Source organism: Cytobacillus gottheilii, from assembly GCF_018582665.1.
Taxonomy (GTDB): Bacteria; Bacillota; Bacilli; order Bacillales; family Cytobacillaceae; genus Cytobacillus; species Cytobacillus gottheilii.
The window spans coordinates 4,121,450-4,136,265 of sequence record NZ_CP071709.1 but is presented as its reverse complement, the minus strand read 5'-3'; the positions used below and the strand labels follow the sequence as shown (position 1 = coordinate 4,136,265).

The window sequence follows — 14,816 nt, the reverse complement described above, 5'->3', positions numbered from 1 at the left end:
ACTTAAACATGAAGGTTAGAAAAGCGATCATCCCAGCAGCAGGACTTGGAACTAGATTTCTGCCGGCAACAAAAGCAATGCCAAAGGAAATGTTGCCCATCGTCGACAAACCAACGATTCAGTACATTGTTGAAGAAGCGATCGAAGCAGGCATTGAAGATATCATCATCGTAACAGGCAAAGGCAAAAGAGCGATTGAAGATCACTTCGATAACTCCTTTGAATTGGAACAAAACCTGATTGAAAAAGGAAAGCTTGAACTTTTAAATGAAGTTCAAAAATCATCCAAAGTAGACATTCACTATATCCGTCAAAAAGAACCAAAAGGATTAGGACATGCGGTATGGTGCGCGCGTAAATTCATTGGTGATGAGCCATTTGCTGTTCTGCTTGGAGATGATATCGTTCAAGCTGAAACACCATGCTTAAAGCAATTAATGAACGAATATGACCAGACATTCTCTTCTGTAATCGGAGTTCAAACCGTGCCAGAAAATGAAACACATCGCTACGGTATTATCGACCCAGCAAGTCAAAATGGTCGCCGTTACCAAGTGAACCAGTTCGTTGAAAAACCAAAGCAAGGAACGGCACCATCTAATCTAGCGATCATGGGCCGTTACGTCTTAACACCTGAAATCTTCATGTTCTTAGACAAGCAGGAAAAAGGCGCAGGCGGAGAAATCCAGCTTACTGATGCCATCCAGCAGCTAAACGAAATCCAGCGCGTTTTTGCCTACGACTTCGAAGGGACACGCTACGACGTCGGCGAAAAATTCGGCTTCATCAAAACAACACTCGAATTCGCCCTGCAAAACGAAGAAATCAATGGCGATTTAGTGGAATACATGGAAACGAAACTAAATGAATTAAAAGCATTAAACGTGTAAACCGACATTCTAGATAGGCTGTTCCGAAGACACAAACAGTTTATCTAGATCTTTTTTTGTCCAAAACATGTCCGAATATGTAACAAATTGTTGAAAGTACCAATGGTGATGTCTCCTGACCACTATCAATGGAGGCACTCGGCTGCGCTGTGGGTGTGGACCTTAGACATTTTTGTCGGTGGTGTGAGGTGGGGTTGGATGCCCTATATTTACTTTACTAATTAAAGAAGATATATGAATAGGAAGAAACTAGGTTTACCTTTAGATTTGAAATTTAAATTATTTGATATTGCAATAAGACTTAAAGAACAATATACAGAAGATTAGTGGCTTAGGAGTTGTTTAGAGTAATTATTAATAGTTTCTAATCAAGTCCTAATTTACTAATAGAATTTTCACTTAATAACGGAAGGAAGATTAGAAAATGGAATCGACAAAAGTGAAAGAAAGAATATTCCTCTCATCACCGCATATGAGTGATGAAGGCTATGAAATGCAATATGTTAAGGAAGCTTTTGATACAAACTGGATTGCACCACTTGGTGAAAACGTAAATGGATTTGAAAGAGAACTTGCTGATAAGGTTGGTTCTAAAGCTGCAGCAGCGCTTTCTTCAGGAACAGCTGCTATTCATTTAGCTCTTAAAGCAGCAGGAGTTGAAGAAGGGGATATTGTATTCTGTCCAACACTTACTTTCTCTGCTACTGCAAATCCAATCATCTACCAAAATGCTATTCCTGTTTTTATAGATAGTGATTATGAAACGTGGAATATGAGTCCGAAGGCATTGGAAGATGCATTTGAAAAATATCCAGAAGTAAAGGCAGTAATTGTTGTTCATTTATATGGCTTATCCGCAGATATGGACAAGATAATGGAGATTTGTAAGAAACATAATGTAGCGGTTATTGAAGATGCCGCTGAGTCTTTGGGCACTTACTATAAAGGTAAGCATACAGGGACTTTTGGTGATTATGGCATCTTCTCTTTTAATGGAAATAAGATTATCACTACTTCTGGTGGAGGAATGCTTGTTTCTAATAATGAAGAGCGAATTGCTAAGGCGAGATTTTGGGCAACGCAATCAAGAGACCAAGCTAGACACTATCAGCATAGCGAATTAGGTTTTAATTATCGTATGAGTAATGTTGTTGCTGGGATTGGTAGAGGGCAGCTTAAAGTGTTAGATCAAAGAGTTGCAAAAAAGAACTACATTTTTGAGTTTTATAAGAGGGAACTTGGTGGGCTAGAAGATATTAAATTTATGCCTAGTAATGAATGGGATGAACCGAACTATTGGTTAAGCTCGATAACATTGTCCGGTAAAGTTAGACCTATAGATATATTCGGCGCATTGGAAGCTGAGAATATTGAGTCAAGACCCGTTTGGAAACCGATGCATTTGCAGCCTTTCTTTGAGAAATACGACTTTGTTGGTGAGGGTGTTTCGGAGAATTTGTTTGAGAATGGTGTATGTCTGCCGTCTGATACGAAGTTGACAGATGAGGACTTAGAAAGAGTTGTGGAGACTATTAAGGGGTTGTGGTTTAAGTAATGAATAATTCCAAAGGTGGTATTTATAGGAGCTTTATAAAAAGACCGATGGATTTCATCCTATCATTAATCGCCATTATTGTACTTAGTCCAATACTTCTAGTAGTTGCAATTCTCGTGAGAACGAAATTAGGTAGCCCTGTTCTTTTCAAGCAAAAGAGACCTGGGCTTAATGAAGAGATTTTTATGATGTATAAGTTTAGGACTATGACGGATGAAAGAGATGATAAAGGGGAATTACTGCCAGATAGTGTTAGGCTTACAAAGTTTGGTAGGTTACTACGCTCTACATCTCTTGATGAACTACCGGAGCTTTTCAATATTTTGAAGGGTGATATGTCAATTATTGGCCCTAGACCACTATTGGTTCAGTATCTACCATTATATAACAATCATCAAAGACGACGTCATGAAGTCAGACCAGGGCTATCTGGTTTGGCACAGGTTAGTGGTAGAAATGCGATTAGTTGGGAAGATAAATTTAATCTCGATGTTGAGTATGTGGACAAAGTAAGATTCATTAAAGATTGGAAAATAATTTTTCTAACCATAAAAAAGGTTTTCGTTCGAGAGGGTATTAATTCAGAAACTGCTGCTACGATTGAGCCTTTTAAGGGAACAAAAAAGGAAAGAATGGAAATATGAAAAACAAACTTTTAATAATTGGTGCTAGCGGCCACGGAAAAGTTGTTGCAGACATTGCATTGAAAATGAATAAATGGCAGAGTATTGTTTTTTTAGATGACGACAAAAGCATCAAAACATCAATGGGTTTAGAAGTCATGGGTACTTCAGGTGATGTTTTTACACATATAGATGAGTACGAAATATTTGTTGGTATTGGTAATAATGATACGAGATGGAAGATTCATGAAATGCTTGAAACATTTGGGGCTAGTATTCCGGTATTAATTCACCCAAATGCGGTTATAGGTTCACAAGTAGATATAGAAAATGGGACAGTTGTAATGGCAGGAGCAATTGTTAATTGCTCCACGAAAATAGGTAAAGGTTGCATTATTAATACTGGAGCTACAATAGATCACGATAATTTTATTGAGGATTACGTTCATATATCACCGGGAGTTCACCTAGCAGGTACGGTTAAAGTTGGACAAGGATCTTGGTTAGGTATCGGCAGTGTAGTTAGTAATAATATAAACATCACTAACGGATGCAAGGTAGGTGCAGGTTCGGTTGTGGTTAAGGACATATATGAACCCGGAGTTTATGTTGGGGCACCTGCAAAAAAAATAGAATACTAATGAAATAAGGGAGAAATTACATGGAATTACTATATAAAATATTATTTTATATAAGTGGATTTATCATATTGTGGGCAATGCTTGGTTATCCAGTATCGTTAAAGTTTATTGCGAAGCTATTTAAGGATCGAAGTCTCAAAAAGGATTATTCTCGTCAGCCTACTGTAACGGTTATGGTGGTTGCACATAATGAAGAAAAAGTAATCTTAGACAAGTTATATAACATTATTGAGTTAAACTATCCTCAAGAAAAAATAGAGTTCTTGATTGCATCTGATAATAGTACTGATAAAACAAATGAAATTGTAAAGCAGTTCATAAAAGAACATCAAGAGTTAAATATACGACTCTATGAAGTTAAGGCACGAAAAGGAAAAACAAATGCTCAAAATGAAGCACAAAAAACTGTAACAACAGAATATCTAGTTATGACTGACGCCAATTCAATTATGGATAAAGACTCTGTAATAGAACTTATGGCAGCTTTTACTTCTGAGGATATTGCCTATGTATCGGGAAGGTTATCTTTTGTGAATCAGGATTCTAGTGATGTGAGTAATGCTGAAGCAAGCTATTGGGATAGTGATCTAGCAACCCGTGAGATTGAAGGGAGAATACAAACTATAACTGCGGGTAATGGTGCATTATATGCTTGTAGGACAAAGGATTACCATGACTTTGATCCAATTCAATGCCATGATAGTGCAATGCCACCTTTATATGCTCTTCAGGGTAAAAGGGCCATTGCAAACCATGATGCTATTGCTTACGAGAAAGCTGGAGAAGTTATAGAAGATGAATTCGGTCGCAAAGTAAGGATGAACCGAATTATCCTTAAACATATATTACCTGATGTAAGAATTCTGAACGTATTTAAATATAAATGGTTTTCATATTTTTATTTTGGACATAGAACATGTAGATATTTATTATGGATTTCTCATCTATTAGTATTTATATCTAATGCCTTACTACTACCAGAGTCACTGTTTTATAAAATAGCATTTCTAGGACAGGTATTGTTTTACCTTTTGGCATTGGCGAGAGTAATTACTAAATCCAATAATAAGTATTTGACTTTAGTTTATTACTACTGTGTAACAATACTTGCACAATGGGCAGGGGTCTATAATATATTGACTGGGAAGGCAAAGCCGTTTTGGGAGAAAGCTGAGAGTACAAGGTAAGAGAAAATTAAGGAGAAATAAATTATGAAAATAACCATTGCTGGGATAGGCTATGTTGGCTTATCCAACGCTATTTTATTAGCTCAACATAATGATGTAATAGCTCTTGATATAATTCAAGAAAAAGTAGATATGATCAATAATAAAAGATCTCCGATTATTGATAATGAGATTGAAGAATATTTATCAACTAAAGACCTAAACCTGACTGCTACTACAGATAATTATAAAGCTTATAAGAATGCAGATTATGTAATCATTTCTACGCCAACAAATTATGATCCAGAGAAAAACTATTTTAATACTAGAACTGTTGAAGCGGTTATTGCAAATGTATTATCTATTAATCCTGATGCTGTAATGGTAATCAAATCAACAGTACCAGTTGGTTATACAGAAAAAATAAAAGAGAAATTTGAAACAGATAATATTATTTTCTCACCTGAATTTTTACGTGAAGGGAAGGCTCTGTATGATAACTTATACCCTTCACGTGTAATCGTTGGTGAACAATCTGATAGAGCACAAGTTTTTGCTAATTTGTTAGTTCAAGGAGCGATTAAGGAGGACATTCCTGTATTATTTACTAACTCAACAGAAGCGGAAGCTATTAAACTCTTTGCTAACACATACCTTGCGATGAGAGTCGCATTTTTTAATGAGCTCGATTCTTATGCAGAGGTAAGAGGATTAGATAGTAAGCAAATTATTGATGGTGTAGGTTTGGATCCTCGAATTGGTAATCATTATAATAATCCATCCTTTGGTTATGGTGGTTATTGCCTACCTAAAGATACAAAGCAGTTATTAGCCAATTATGAGGATGTTCCCAATAATATAATGACAGCTATCGTTGATGCAAATAGAACAAGAAAAGATCATGTTGCTGAAATGATAATAAAGGAAGATCCGAAGATTGTTGGAATTTACAGACTTACAATGAAAATGGATTCGGATAACTTTAGGCAGTCTGCAGTTCAAGGGGTTATGAAGCGTATTAAAGCAAAAGGAATTGAAGTAGTTGTTTATGAGCCAGCTATTCGTGAAGAGACATTCTTTAATTCTAGAGTAGTTAATGACTTTGAAGAATTTAAGAATATTAGTGATGTGATTGTTGCAAACAGACTGACAGATGATATCAAAGATGTAGAGGGAAAAGTGTATACAAGGGATTTATTTAGTAGAGATTAACTAAAGATTTTTTTATTGGAGAAGAAATAAAAAATGAAGATCCATTAGTAGTTGGATTAAATAATTTTGGGGCGCATTCAATATATCATACCTCCCCATATAATTTGTTTTTAGAGTTAATGGTTGATATAGGTTACTAGGGATTATTATGTTTTATTTTATTAGTATTTTTTTAAATATAAAAACACAGACATTTATATTTTGTCAGGAATACCCTTTTATATGATAATTGTACAAATGTTTTAGGGGGATTTTTATGATTTTAGGTATTTCTTTTTATGGACTATTACTTTAATTTATTATTATAAGGTATGTAGAGATAATAAAAGAAACAAAAATAAACCTGGTGCGATATTAGTAAAGGTATAAAAAAATAACGTTTCCCTACTTCAAGAGATTAGGGTTTAGCAACTTATTATTTAAAAAATTATTGGAATTTTTCATATTACCAACATTAAATGGAGGATATAAATGAAAAAAGTTTTTTTTGCTACGAGAGCTAGGGGCTTCTTAAATCATGTTTTTAAATGCAATGAAATTGAATTTAACTTCATTATAGACAATAAAAATATCTATGAACTTAATAATCAAAAAAGAAAAATCTTAAGTTGGATTGGAAGGTCTCCGGTATTTGATTGGTTAGGCATAATTCAACGAATTAATGCAAAAAACAAACTTGGTATTATTAACGGGAGTTTTAATAGATTTTTAAAATCTGATAAACCTTATTTTATATATCTTGAAAATCCTACAGCGCTATACCACTATAAACTGAATAGGAAGAAAAGTTTATTAGGTAAAAGTAATATCAATAGATATTTAAATGATACTAACTTAAAAGCAATAATATGTATGTCCGAAGCATGTTGCGATACTTTTGAACAAGTTTGTGGAAATTTTGAGGGGCAAAAAAAGGTAATTTATCCTTATGTACCTTCGAATGGATATGTAAATGAACTGCAAATAAGTCAAAGAGCCGCAAGTAGTGATATAAATCTATTATTTATCTCTCAAGGTATTCGTTTTTTATCTAAGGGAGGATTAGAAGTTATTGATGCATTTAAATTACTCTGTTTGGAAAGAGATAATATTAATTTAACAATAGTAACTTCAATTAAAGATGTAGATGAAAAACTGATAGATGAAATAAGAGAAATTCCCAAAGTTAGGCTTTTAGATTTTCAACTTTCATATGAAGAAATGGAAGACCTATATTCTAAAAGCAGCATATTATTGCAACCAACAAGTGATGAGAGTTTTGGGTTGACAATATTAGAGGGAATGAAGGCAGGACTTCCTGTTATTGCAACAAGGTTATATGCAATTCCCGAGATGGTAAAGGATGGAGAAAATGGTTTCTTAACAAACCCCCATTGGTGGTTTTTTGATAAAAACAATATTCCTAACTCTAAAGTTTGGAATCATCGAGAACAAACTTTGTACTCGGGGAAAAAGAATGATGAATTAATTCAATTTCTTTATCAGAAGATAAGTTTCTTAGATGATCATAGAGATATTTTAAACAGGATGTCATTAAAATCTTATGAAATAGCAAATTCAAGTCCTTTTAGTAAGGAATCTATAATTCAATCATGGAATTCAACACTTAAATCAATTGAAAATAGTCAATAGATTTTTTGAAAAATAGAACAAGGGCATGAGGTCTATCTAATAAATAGTAAAATTAGTGTAATAATACCAGTATAATATCAGAAAAAACTACTATAACTTATTTTATAATTTCATCTTTAATGTTTTGATTTTTTTGCTATAACCATGGCTCTGAATCATATTTTATCACTTGGACACCGGTCCAAAGAAGATAAATGAATTTACAGGAGATTTTGTGTTAAAAAAACTATGAGGATGAAATTTAATGGCATTAATATTAAAGAATATCTTAGTAGTTTAAGAAAGGGCTTTGTTTATGTTTTTCACTATATGTATTCCAACCTATAATAGAGCACATACAATTATAAGGGCATTAGACAGTTTAAACGAACAAGAATTTAAAGATTTTGAGGTTGTTATAATTGATGATGGATCTACTGATGATACTACACAAGTAATAAATGACTACAAAAAAACAGCATCATTTGAAATTAGATACTTTAAAAAGGAAAATGGTGGGAAACACACAGCACTTAATGTGGGGATAAAAAAGGCAAGAGGGGAATTTTTCTGTATATTAGATTCAGATGACTGGTTTAAAGCAGGTGCCTTAAAAGAAATGTATGAAGAATGTAAAAAGATTGCGGATAACGATGAATTTAGTGGGATAATGGGGCGGTCAATGATTAACGGCAAGAGTCTTATTGGAAATAAATTCCCGGATGATCCGTTTATATCTTCTTATGTTGATTTTCATTTCTTCTCTGGTTTGAAATATGGACCCTTTGGTGATTGTTGTGAATGTAATAAAACAAATATATTGAAACAATATCACTTTCCAGAACCAGAGGAAGCAAAATTTGTACCTGAAGCTTATCTATTTGATCAAGTAGGTGTGAAATATAAATTACTTTGTACAAATCGGGTTTATAAGAATGTAGAATATTTGGAAGAAGGAATCTCTAATACCGTAGACTATAAAACAAAAAATATTATTGGTTTTTTACACCATTATGTATCCCGGTTAGATAATGTTTTTCCTTATGTTTCAAACTTACCATATAAATTAAAAGTTATTGCATGGTGGAGATACTGGACTGCTGTTAAAATGGATTTTAATAAAACAGGACCTAGAGTTAAACACATTCCTATACTAGGATATATAGTACGAATCGGGACACCTATATTAAATACTTTATTTAAATTTTACTATAAGGACCTTGCTCGAAAAGGAAGGTAGTTTAAAAAAGACCAATAGAATGGAGGTACCTCATGAAGATACTTGTATTAGCTACTGATTATCCTAATAAAACAAATAATGCAACTCTATATTATATCCATGCACGTAATTTGTATTATAAAGAAAATGGAGTTGAGGTTACTGTATTGAATTTCCTTGCTAAGGAAAATTATATTTTTGATGATATCAATGTGATAACCAAAGAAACTTATGAGAATAAGTATAAAAATGATAAGTTTGACCTTTTAGTCGCCCATGCACCAAATTTAAGAAATCATTATAAGTTTTTAAAGCTATATGAAAAAAAATTCCCTAAAATAGTCTTTTTCTTTCATGGGCACGAGGTACTAATGACTAGAAAAGTTTACCCTAAACCTTATCCTTTTATGGAACAGAAACTTAAACTAAGGAAGTATATTCAAAACTTCTATGATAGGTATAAACTGAAAACATGGAGAAAATATTACTCCAAATTAGCATATAAATCTTACTTTGTTTTTGTGAGTAAATGGATGTATGATGAATTCATGAAATGGACTGAAATAGATAAAGATACAATTGCCGGTAGATACAGTATAACGTATAACTGTATAGGGTCTAACTACGAAAAGGAGAGTTATGATAATTCAATTGAAAAGGAATATGATTTTATTACTATTCGTAGTGTAATAGATGGTTCAAAGTATTGTGTCGATCTAATTTGCGAATTAGCAGAAAATAATCCGAAATCCAGTTTTTTATTGGTGGGAAAAGGGGAGTTTTTTAATCATTACAGAAAACCTGATAACCTATTTTGGATTAATAATTACCTTTTTCATGATCAGATTATAGAGATGCTAAATAAAGCTAAATGTGCACTAATGCCAACAAGAGCTGATGCTCAAGGTTTAATGACATGCGAAATGGCAACTTTCGGTATACCGGTAATCACCTCTGATATACCAGTTTGCCATGAAATTTTTGAAGGGTTTGAAAATGTAGCTTTCATTAAAAATGGAAATAGCAATGTTGACCTTGAAAAGATAGTTAATTCATTGTATTTAAATAAACCCTATAAAAAGAACGAAAAGTATTTTAATGATAATACTAGTAGGGAAGAACTGAAGATGTTTAAAGAATTAATTAATTAATTAATTAATTTATTTATTTATTTATCGTTATTAGGAGCATAGAAATGAAAATCCTTTCATTAACAAGGCCTAACTTTTTAAGAATACCAGTTATTTTAGTTTTTGCATTGTATATGATTTTAATTGCGGCTAGGTTCGTGCCTATTAATAAAATAGCAATGCTAATGATTATTGGTCTAATTTTATTTAGAGGGTTAATTTATTTTAAAGATATAAAATTAACCAGAACAGTTAGTTTTTTATTTATTATTGTTTTTTATAATATGATATTACTTTTATTTTTTCCAAGTATACATGGACTATACTATTTTTTTGTACAGTTAATTTCGTTCACCTTTATAACAATATTAACATTGGGTACATTAGAAGAAACCTACCTAATAAGATTGAGCAAACTATTTAATACCTTTTATTATATATTTTCTATTGTTTTTTTGATTGCTCTAGCGTTAGGAAAAGTAAATATGACAGAACAATCATTTGCTCTTGGTATATATCAGCCTATATTTGCACTTTCATATTTTATGTTGCTTCAATCCAAGAGACCTTATTTGATTATTGTTTGGCTTGCATCTATGCCTTTTCTATCAGGAGAAAGAGGAATTGCTATTAGTTTAATTATCTTAATATTAATCTATTATTTAATCCCAATATTAAAACTTCATAAACAAATTTATAAGTTGTTCTTTTGGGTAGTTGCTTTTGGAGTAACTAGTTTTCAGTTTGTATATGTTTGGTTATCCTCTACAGAATTTGGAATTAGACTTAACCAATTATCAGGTACTTACACAGAACAAAATTTTTTCTCAGGAAGGCAAACTATTTGGGGGATTATGAATGACATTATTTTAGATTCACCATTTTATGGATATGGTATAGGGATTGGAAACAGTATTCTTGAATCTTATAACCTATATATGTCTGCGCATAATACTTATGTGGAAATTTTGTTAAGTGGTGGGTTTATAGCTTTGTTTTTATTTTTTGGATTTATGTATTCTATTTGGATAAGTATGTTTGAATATCTTGGAGAAAAGTCTATTCGATTATCTATGAGTTTTTTGATAGCTACTTTAATTTTTGGTGTTAATGGGGTAATTTTTATTGGTAATGATATGTCCTTTACTTTATTTATATGGTTAATAATCGGTATTGCATCAATGAGGAGAAATTATATTAGACAAAAGATTAGAAATTGCGATGTTTAAGACAGGTTATCCATTTGTGCAAATATCAAACCATAATTAAGGAGACTTATTTTAATTAGATCTTATTATGAACTTATTTACACATGGAGGCTATACAATGCGAGAAAAAATAAAGATTAGTGTAATAATACCTGTGTATAATGCAGAACTCTATTTAGAAAAATGTGTAAATAGCGTAACTACACAAACCCATAGAAATTTAGAAATTATTTTGATTAACGATGGTTCAACAGATAATAGCGGTCTAATATGTAACCAATTAGCCAGCCAGGATGAGAGAATAAATGTTGTCCATACTGAAAATAGAGGGCAAGCTAGTGCAAGAAATAAGGGGATTGATCTTGCAACAGGTGATTATATAGGTTTTGTAGACAGTGACGATTATATTTCTCATGATATGTACGAAACTATGTTGGAAAAATCATTAACAGAGAACGCAGACATCGTACAAATAGGTCATTATGTAGTAAGTCCTAACGGTGAAAAAATAAATACTGAAAAGAGGGGTGAAACTGAATATATAAGTTACAAGGATTCAATACGTGCAAATGTAATAGAAAAATTAATAGTTTCCAGTATTTGTGATAAATTATTCCGTTCATCCTTGTGGACAAATATACGTATGGCTGATGGTTATTACTATGAGGATGGAATGGTATTACTTAATCTTTTAAGAATATCCAAAAGGGTACTATTAATTGAAAATGTTGGTTATTATTATGTGCTTTCAACTAATAGTACCCAGAGAGGACCTTATACCATTAAACACCTAAAGAGTTGTCTGTACGAACCAAAATATTATTATGAGTTCTTTAAAAATTATTATAAGGAACTAACTGATTATGGAATTGCTTTGTATTGCTTTAGGGCAATGAGAGGGTATCGTTTTGCTCAAAGCATAGCTAATTTGGATGAAAATAAAAAAGAAGACTATGAAGCACAATTCAAAGAGAAATTTATTACAAACTATTTACTTTTAAAAAAGACACACTTTTTTAAAGGTTTATCAATATATCAAAAGACCGCACTTTATATATTCTCAAAATCCCCAAAAATATATCTAAGTCTGTTTTCAGCTATAAAAAAATAGCAAAAAAGTGATAATTCATTTAAAAAGAAACTGTATGCAGTAATTATATCAATAAGCCCAAAATTTTTTCAGTTTTTCTGGATTAATTTAAGGAGAGTACTCTAAGTAGCTTATAGGGCTATATTGATCTATACTATTAAATACTTTTCTTAGAAATTACTCAAGGTAGTAATTCGAATACTTACAATAGTTTATTAGAATATATTTATAGTTTGAGAAAATGATTAAATAGAAAGAAGTATTTTATATGAGTCAAATGAAATCAGGAGCTATTTTATCTTATTTATCAATATTTATTACAATTCTAATTGCCCTATTGTATACACCAATCATGATTAGATTACTGGGGCAATCTGAATATGGCTTATACGCTATGGTAGGTTCTATAGCTGCATATCTAAGTGTAATGGACATGGGGCTAGGGAATGCTGTAATAAGATATAATGCAAGAAATAGAGCAATTGGAGATAAAGAATCGGAATCACGATTAAATGGAATGTTTATAGTACTTTATTCTGTTATAGGTATATTGACATTGTTTATAGGTGTGATTTTGTATAATTCGATATACAATCTATTTGGGGCTAGTTTGACAGTATTGGAATTAGAAAAGGCAAAAATAATGGTGATTATTCTTATTATTAACTTTGCTGTTTCATTTCCATTATCAGTTTTCGGTTCGATTATGCAAGCGTATGAAAGGTTTGCAATTGTCAAGGGTTTAGGCATATTTCGATCCCTAATATCACCATTAATAATTTTGCCGTTTTTATTTATGGGATATGGCTCAGTAACTATGGTTGTAATAACCACAATAGTAAATATCTCATGCCTTCTATTTAATGTCTATTATTGTTTTGAAAAATTAAAGATCCGATTTTATTTTGGAAAAATTGATTATCAGTTATTAAAGGAAATATTAGGATATTCTTTTTTTATTTTTTTGGGAGTTATAGTGGACCAGATTAATTGGAATACTGGTCAGATAATTCTAGGAGTAGTGTCAGGAACTGTTGCTGTTGCTGTATATGCCATTGCCATGCAATTCATCAGACTTTATATGCAATTCTCAACTTCTATAAGTGGAGTGTTTTTGCCAAGGGTTACAATGATGGTGGCAAATAATGCAAGTAACCTTGAGCTGACAAATATGATGATTAAGTTTGGTCGATTGCAATATATTATAATGTCCTATATTTTAAGTGGATTTATTCTGTATGGCTATCCCTTTATTAGTATTTGGGCTGGTCAAGATTATTCACAAGCTTATTATATGACATTGTTAATTATGATTCCTTTTACAATTGATTTAATTCAAAATATTTGTTTATCGATTTTACAAGCGAAGAACTTCCAACGCTTTAGGTCGCTCGTATTAATCATGATAGCAATTTTGAATGTGACTATCTCTATCCCCTTAGCACAAAATTACGGAGGGGTTGGGGTTGCTTTAGGTACAGGGGTCTCTTATTTTTTAGGTGCTGGAATTATTATGAATATTTATTATCAACGCAAACTCGGACTCAATATACCACTATTTTGGAAACATATTATATTTATGTCAATACCAGTTCTGTTATCATTGTTAACAGGGTTTGGAATAAATCACCTAATAGCACAAAATAGTATTGGCTTTCTAGTATTAAAGATTGTATTGTTTTCTGTAATATTTGGAAGATTAATGTGGTTAATAGGCTGTAATAACTATGAAAGAGGGTTATTTATATCTATTAATAAAAGAATGGCTAAAATTATTAGAGGTTCTTTCAAATCTAGATCACTATAACCACTCAAAATTTGTCGATTATTGATGTAATATTTGGAATTAAAATAAGGTGGAATCAATCTAATGAATATACTTACTAAGTGGTTCTAGGATAAGACCCCCGCTCAGGAAAAGGTGCTAGTGTACTAGAATTAGTGAAAGCTTTTGAAGAGGCTAACGGTATCGAAGTTCCTTATGAAATAGTTGATCGTAGACCTGGGGATATTGCCTCATGCTACGCTGATGCATCAAAAGCGAAGCGGGAACTAGGCTGGACAGCAAAACGCGATATTATTGAAATGTGTACTGATGCATGGCGCTTTGAGAAGAACTTGACTTGACTATGTAGAAATCATATTCTACAAATATTTTGTTAAATTTGGTAGATTATTATGAAGAAAAAAATAATGGTTGTTTGATTTCGGGTGCCTGTCACCACCCGAATTTATGGTCCTGAGGTTGAGGAGTTGCTAGTATTTTGCGAGGAGCCAAAATCAGTTAAAGAGATTGTGGATTTTATGAATGAGAGGATGGACATTTCTGATACGCGCACCTTCCAAGTTATTTTGAGACCATTAATGAAGCAGGGGATACTAGAAAGGTTCAAGGCACCGGAAAAGGGTGGAACTAGAGAAGTGTTTCATTATCAGGTTTGTAAGGTTAATAGCTTTGCTGAGTGAAATTT

General features: G+C 32.2%; 12 protein-coding genes and 1 pseudogene. All 13 read left to right on the top strand.

Annotated elements, in window-relative coordinates:
* Positions 1 to 8 precede the first annotated feature (8 nt).
* Positions 9 to 890 carry a UTP--glucose-1-phosphate uridylyltransferase GalU gene (galU, locus tag J1899_RS20495; RefSeq protein WP_214476376.1) on the top strand — a complete coding sequence of 294 codons (882 nt, stop codon included), beginning with the start codon at positions 9 to 11 and terminating at the stop codon, positions 888 to 890.
* A 439-nt stretch (positions 891 to 1,329) separates the two neighbouring features.
* The gene (locus tag J1899_RS20490; RefSeq protein WP_214478942.1) at positions 1,330 to 2,445 is read left to right on the top strand and encodes a DegT/DnrJ/EryC1/StrS family aminotransferase; all 1,116 of its coding nucleotides are present in this window, start codon (positions 1,330 to 1,332) and stop codon (positions 2,443 to 2,445) included.
* A complete protein-coding gene (locus J1899_RS20485; RefSeq protein ID WP_281420585.1) occupies positions 2,445 to 3,089 on the top strand; it encodes a sugar transferase in 645 nt (214 codons plus the stop codon). Before J1899_RS20490 ends, J1899_RS20485 begins: the two co-directional genes overlap by 1 nt.
* Positions 3,086 to 3,709 carry an acetyltransferase gene (locus tag J1899_RS20480; protein ID WP_214476375.1) on the top strand — a complete coding sequence of 208 codons (624 nt, stop codon included), beginning with the start codon at positions 3,086 to 3,088 and terminating at the stop codon, positions 3,707 to 3,709. Before J1899_RS20485 ends, J1899_RS20480 begins: the two co-directional genes overlap by 4 nt.
* Positions 3,710 to 3,729: 20 nt before the next feature.
* A complete protein-coding gene (locus J1899_RS20475; protein WP_214476374.1) occupies positions 3,730 to 4,896 on the top strand; it encodes a glycosyltransferase family 2 protein in 1,167 nt (388 codons plus the stop codon).
* A gap of 24 nt (positions 4,897 to 4,920) precedes the next feature.
* Positions 4,921 to 6,087 carry a nucleotide sugar dehydrogenase gene (locus tag J1899_RS20470; RefSeq protein ID WP_214476373.1) on the top strand — a complete coding sequence of 389 codons (1,167 nt, stop codon included), beginning with the start codon at positions 4,921 to 4,923 and terminating at the stop codon, positions 6,085 to 6,087.
* 471 nt (positions 6,088 to 6,558) lie between these two features.
* The gene (locus J1899_RS20465) at positions 6,559 to 7,719 is read left to right on the top strand and encodes a glycosyltransferase family 4 protein (RefSeq protein WP_214476372.1); all 1,161 of its coding nucleotides are present in this window, start codon (positions 6,559 to 6,561) and stop codon (positions 7,717 to 7,719) included.
* 295 nt (positions 7,720 to 8,014) lie between these two features.
* Complete coding sequence (locus J1899_RS20460; RefSeq protein ID WP_214476371.1) at positions 8,015 to 8,938, top strand: glycosyltransferase family A protein; 924 nt, start codon at positions 8,015 to 8,017, stop codon at positions 8,936 to 8,938.
* Between the two features lie 32 nt (positions 8,939 to 8,970).
* Positions 8,971 to 10,068 carry a glycosyltransferase gene (locus tag J1899_RS20455; RefSeq protein WP_214476370.1) on the top strand — a complete coding sequence of 366 codons (1,098 nt, stop codon included), beginning with the start codon at positions 8,971 to 8,973 and terminating at the stop codon, positions 10,066 to 10,068.
* A gap of 44 nt (positions 10,069 to 10,112) precedes the next feature.
* On the top strand, positions 10,113 to 11,276 hold the full coding sequence (locus J1899_RS20450) for an O-antigen ligase family protein (protein ID WP_214476369.1): 1,164 nt from the start codon (positions 10,113 to 10,115) through the stop codon (positions 11,274 to 11,276).
* Between the two features lie 97 nt (positions 11,277 to 11,373).
* Positions 11,374 to 12,366, top strand: a complete 993-nt coding sequence (locus J1899_RS20445) for a glycosyltransferase family 2 protein (RefSeq protein WP_214476368.1) — start codon at positions 11,374 to 11,376, stop codon at positions 12,364 to 12,366.
* A gap of 247 nt (positions 12,367 to 12,613) precedes the next feature.
* On the top strand, positions 12,614 to 14,152 hold the full coding sequence (locus J1899_RS20440) for an oligosaccharide flippase family protein (RefSeq protein ID WP_214476367.1): 1,539 nt from the start codon (positions 12,614 to 12,616) through the stop codon (positions 14,150 to 14,152).
* A 104-nt stretch (positions 14,153 to 14,256) separates the two neighbouring features.
* A pseudogene (locus J1899_RS20435) lies at positions 14,257 to 14,472 on the top strand (GDP-mannose 4,6-dehydratase); the annotation flags it as partial.
* Between the last annotated feature and the right edge of the window lie 344 nt (positions 14,473 to 14,816).